Source organism: Candidatus Pelagibacter communis (assembly GCF_001179845.1).
Classification (GTDB): Bacteria; Pseudomonadota; Alphaproteobacteria; order Pelagibacterales; family Pelagibacteraceae; genus Pelagibacter; species Pelagibacter ubique_Q.
This window is the reverse complement of sequence record NZ_CVSB01000052.1, coordinates 1-4,564: the sequence shown is the minus strand read 5'-3', so window position 1 is coordinate 4,564 and position 4,564 is coordinate 1. Positions and strand designations below refer to the sequence as shown.

The 4,564-nt window shown below is 30.9% G+C and carries 5 protein-coding genes; 3 read left to right on the top strand and 2 right to left on the bottom strand.

Annotation, left to right across the window (positions count from 1 at the left end; genetic code table 11):
- From AMN81_RS05555 to AMN81_RS05545, 3 genes are all read left to right on the top strand, one after another.
- On the top strand, positions 1–626 hold a 626-nt coding region (locus AMN81_RS05555; protein WP_072091069.1), incomplete at its 5' end, for a ketopantoate reductase family protein.
- The gene (locus tag AMN81_RS05550) at positions 627–1,496 is read left to right on the top strand and encodes a 2OG-Fe(II) oxygenase (RefSeq protein ID WP_072091068.1); all 870 of its coding nucleotides are present in this window, start codon (positions 627–629) and stop codon (positions 1,494–1,496) included.
- 31 nt (positions 1,497–1,527) lie between these two features.
- A complete protein-coding gene (locus AMN81_RS05545) occupies positions 1,528–2,511 on the top strand; it encodes a phytanoyl-CoA dioxygenase family protein (RefSeq protein ID WP_072091067.1) in 984 nt (327 codons plus the stop codon).
- Positions 2,512–2,513: 2 nt separating this feature from the next.
- Here AMN81_RS05545 and AMN81_RS05540 read toward each other — a convergent pair whose 3' ends face one another.
- Together AMN81_RS05540 and AMN81_RS05535 are read right to left on the bottom strand one after the other, a co-directional pair.
- On the bottom strand, positions 2,514–3,641 hold the full coding sequence (locus AMN81_RS05540; RefSeq protein WP_072091070.1) for a Gfo/Idh/MocA family protein: 1,128 nt from the start codon (positions 3,639–3,641) through the stop codon (positions 2,514–2,516).
- Positions 3,642–3,664: 23 nt separating this feature from the next.
- Positions 3,665–4,564 (bottom strand): sugar phosphate isomerase/epimerase family protein (locus tag AMN81_RS05535; protein WP_072091066.1); only part of this gene is annotated, 900 nt, incomplete at its 5' end.

Sequence of the window (4,564 nt, the reverse complement as noted above, 5' to 3'; positions counted from 1 at the left end):
ATAATGGTATTGGTCATGAAGCAATTATTCAAAGTATTGTGGGTAATGAAAAAGTAATTGGTGGGACAACTACTCAAGCTTCAAATATTTTAGGACCAGGTCATATAATGAATCATGGTTCGTTACCATCTTGGATTGGTGAGTACGAAGGAGGAGTTACTGATCGAATTAAAGAAATAGCAGATACTTTTACAGCACATAATCTTGAAATGATTGCTGCAGAAGATGTAAAGAAAAGAAAATGGATGAAGCTTTTTGCTTTAACAGCAATTGGACCATTGTCTGCAATTTTTGATCTTCATCATACTGATTTATATATAAACAATAAAGCAAACGAGGTATCTCGAGGGTTGGGCAAAGAAATAATTTTAGAAACTAGAGAAGTGGCTCTTGCTGATGGAGTTAATGTTTCAGAAGATGAATGCTTATTTATGTTCAATAAAATTGTAGATTCTATGCAAACCAACAAATCCTCAATGGCTTTTGATATTCAATATAAGAGAAAGACTGAAATAGACTTTATTAGTGGTGCAGTTTCAAAAATAGGAAAAAAACATGGGATTAAAACGCCTTTAAATGATCTGATGTACAAGATGATTAAAGTGAAAGAAGGTATGTACAGCTAAATGCTCAGTACAAAAAAATTAAAAAAAATCAAAAGTAACTTTCCTGTTTTAGTTGGAGACAACGTTGTTTCAAAAAATATCTGTAATTTATTAATTAAAGAAATCAGTAACTCAAAATCATTTGATGATATGATTATGGGAGGTAGAAGCAGGATTAATAAAGGCTCAAAAAATTTTAATTTATATATAAAAAATTCAATTAACTCTGCAAAGCTTTTTAAACTTTTTAATAGCAAGTCTTTTTACAAAAAAATTGAAAATCTTTTTACAAAAAATTTTAAAGATGGATCATGGATAAATTTACATAAACCGAAATCATTTAATCCCAAAAAGTTCACTATTAAAAAAAAATTAAATTCTACTGAATTAAAAAAATTACTGGGAAACAATTACACTAATCCTAAAGTAAATTTAGATATAGACTTTTCAGTATCAAAAGGAGGATATAGATTAAGACCTCATAGGGATGATATAACTAGATTATATAATTTCTTAATTTATTTAACAGACATACCAAAAAAAAATGGCGGCTCTCTTACTATCTATAGAAAAAAAGCAAAAAAAAATTTAAGAAAAACTTTTAGGAGATTTCCAAAAATAAGTGAGCTTGAAGTAGTCAAATCTTTTACTCCCAAAAAAGGAACTGTTGTTTTTTTTCAATCTACTCCAAATTCCTATCATGGAGTTAAGCGGTTTATTGAGAGAAATTGCCCAAAACGTTTTTTCATTTATGGTAGTTACGCTTTAAATAAACCTGTTATATGGAATTACAAAGGTGTCTCATATTATCCACATATAATTAGTACCAAAAAAAGAATGTTAACCTCTTTTCATGATGCGAACTATTTAACCACAGCACCAAAATATTGAAATATTGTAAATGATAAAATAAATTTTAGTTATGACAAATAGTCTTCAAAAAAAATTATATGAGAATGGGTACTTGATTGTTAAAAATGTACTTAACTTTAGAAGAGACTTAAAACCAATTCTTAATGATATGGAATTTGTAATAGACTGTCTTATTCAAAAATATGCAAAAAAAAGAGAGATCAAAAAAATTCTTAAATTAGATTTTAAAAAAAAATATTCATATATTTCAAAACTTAATATTTATGATTTGGATCAATATTTTAATACAAGATTACCAAGAGATCATGTAAAGCAAGATAGCGATTATTTTGCAACCCAATCATTGTGGAATTTAATTACTAATAAAAAAATTTTGGATGTTGTAGAAAAAATTTTGGGTAAAGAAATAATGTCTAACCCTGTTCAAAATACTAGAATTAAACAACCTGAAAAAAAATTACCAAAAGGATCAATTCATGATGGTCTAAGTGGAAGAACACCTTGGCATCAGGATGCGGCAGTATTAAATACAAGAGGGCAAAAATTAACTGACATGGTTACTGTGTGGATTCCTTTTACTAAAACTACTAAAAAAAATGGATGCATGATTACTGTTAAAAAGATCAATAAAATGGGATTATTAAATCACATATCAGGATACAGAGGACAGGTAGAATTAAAAAATAGTGAATTATTAGATGATATGAAGCACATTTATTTAGAAGCAAACATTGGTGATGTGATACTTCTGCACAAACATTCAATACACTGCTCTTTGCCAAATAGATCAAATGATTTTAGAATAAGTGCTGATCTAAGATATAATGTTGCTGGACAACCATCTGGAAGAGAGCCCCTTCCTAATTTTTACGTTAGAAGTAAAAATAAAAAAAATATTAAAATTAAAAATTTTAAACAATGGCTAACTCTCTGGGAAAAAGCTAAAGAAAAATGTATTCCAAGAAAATATGCTTTTAAATACCCATTACCTACATTTAAAACAAATGGAAGAGACTTATCAAAATTAATTTAATTTTAATTATTAAACTGAGTCCATTTACTGTTATTTTTACTAGAATTTAAAACAGTCTCTATAAACTTCATCCCTTCAACACCATCATAAATAGTTGGGTAACAGTCGTCTAGCTCGTTATATTTTTCATTGTTTATTTGAGCATTTAATCTTTTGGAAACATCGGTATAAATATTTGCAAAACCTTCTAAATATCCCTCGGGATGACCTGGTGGAATTCTTGTAACATCATTAGCTTCTTTGTTTGCGCTACCGCTACCTCTTGTTATTTTTTCAGTTGGTTTTCCAAATTTTGTAAAATACAAATAATTTGGATCTTCTTGTTTCCACTCTATCCCACCATTTTCACCATACACTCTTATTTTAAGATTATTTTCATTACCAACTGCAACTTGACTAGACCATATTGCCCCTTTTGCACCACCTTTAAATCTAAGCATGATTTGTGCATTATCATCTAGTTTTCGACCTTTCACAAAAGTATGAATGTCAGCTGATAGCTCATCCAATTCTAACTCAGTTATAAATCTAATAAGATTAAATGCATGAGTTCCAATATCTCCTATACAACCTCCTCCTCCAGATCTTTTAGGATCAGTTCTCCACTCAGCTTGTTTTAAACCAGTATCCTCAGCTTTTGTAGTTAACCAATCTTGAGGGTATTCTGCTTGTATAACTCTTATTTTTCCAAGATCACCTTCTTTAACCATGGATCTTGCATGTCTTACCATTGGATATCCAGTATAATTATGTGTTAAGGCAAAAATTATCTTTTTATTTTCTATGATATCTTTAAGAGAGTTTGCTTCTTCACTTGAAAAAGCAAGAGGCTTATCACAAATAATGTGAATGCCTTTTTCCGCAAAAATTTTTGCCACTGGCACATGTAGGTGATTAGGAGTTACTATAGAGACAACATCTATCCCATCGGAACGGGTAGACTCTTTTTCAGCCATTTCTTGATAAGTTTCATAGATACGTTCTTTTGACAATCCAAGTTTTCTTCCAGTTTCTTTTGAGTTGTCAAAATTAGATGAAAAACATCCTGCTACTAATTCGTAATGACCATCAAGTCTTAGGGCTATTCTGTGAACACCTCCAATAAAAGCGCCTTCTCCTCCACCGACCATTCCAATACGGATTTTTCTTTGCACTAATTTATACCCAGCATTTTTTTATTTGCTTCAATATCAGCACCACTTCCTGCAAAATCATCAAATGCTTTTTCTGTGGTGTTAATAATATGATTTTTGATAAATTCAGCACCTTCTCTTGCTCCATCTTCTGGATGTTTTAAACAGCACTCCCATTCAAGAACTGCCCAACCATCATAACCATATGAAGTAAATTTTGAAAAAATTGATTTAAAATCTACCTGTCCATCACCAAGAGACCTAAATCTACCTGCTCTGTTAACCCAAGATTGGAAACCACCATACACCCCCTGTTTTCCAGTAGGATTTAACTCTGCATCTTTAACATGAAACATTTTTATTTTTTCATGATAAATATCTATATGAGCCAAGTAATCTAAATTCTGTAAAACATAATGACTAGGATCATAAAGCATATTACATCTTTTATGATTACCAACTTTTTCTAAAAACATTTCAAATGTGATACCATCGTGAAGATCCTCACCTGGGTGTATCTCATAACAAAGATCAACTCCATTTTGATCGAATTGATCAAGAATTGGTTTCCATCGATTAGAAAGTTCATTAAATGCGTTTTCAATTAGTCCTTCAGGTCTTTGTGGCCAAGGATAAACATAAGGCCAAGCTAGTGCTCCAGAAAAAGTAACATGCCTATCTAGTCCAAGATTTTTTGAGGCCTTAGCTGCCATCATCAGTTGATTTACTGCCCACTCTTGTCTTGCTTTTGGATTTCCTCTTACTTCAGGTGCGGCAAATCCATCAAATGCAGTGTCGTATGCTGGATGTACTGCAACCAATTGTCCTTGAAGATGCGTTGATAGTTCAGTGATCTCGAGATTATGTTTTTTTGTTATGCCTTTGATTTCATCACAATAATCTTTGCTTTCAGAAGCTTT

What these genes read in the sequence shown, in the direction of transcription:
- AMN81_RS05540 (WP_072091070.1), bottom strand. Translation starts at nt 3,641, where the DNA reads ATGGTCGGTGGAGGAGAAGGCGCTTTTATTGGAGGTGTTCACAGAATA.
- AMN81_RS05550 (WP_072091068.1), top strand. Translation starts at nt 627, where the DNA reads ATGCTCAGTACAAAAAAATTAAAAAAAATCAAAAGTAACTTTCCTGTT.
- AMN81_RS05545 (WP_072091067.1), top strand. Translation starts at nt 1,528, where the DNA reads ATGACAAATAGTCTTCAAAAAAAATTATATGAGAATGGGTACTTGATT.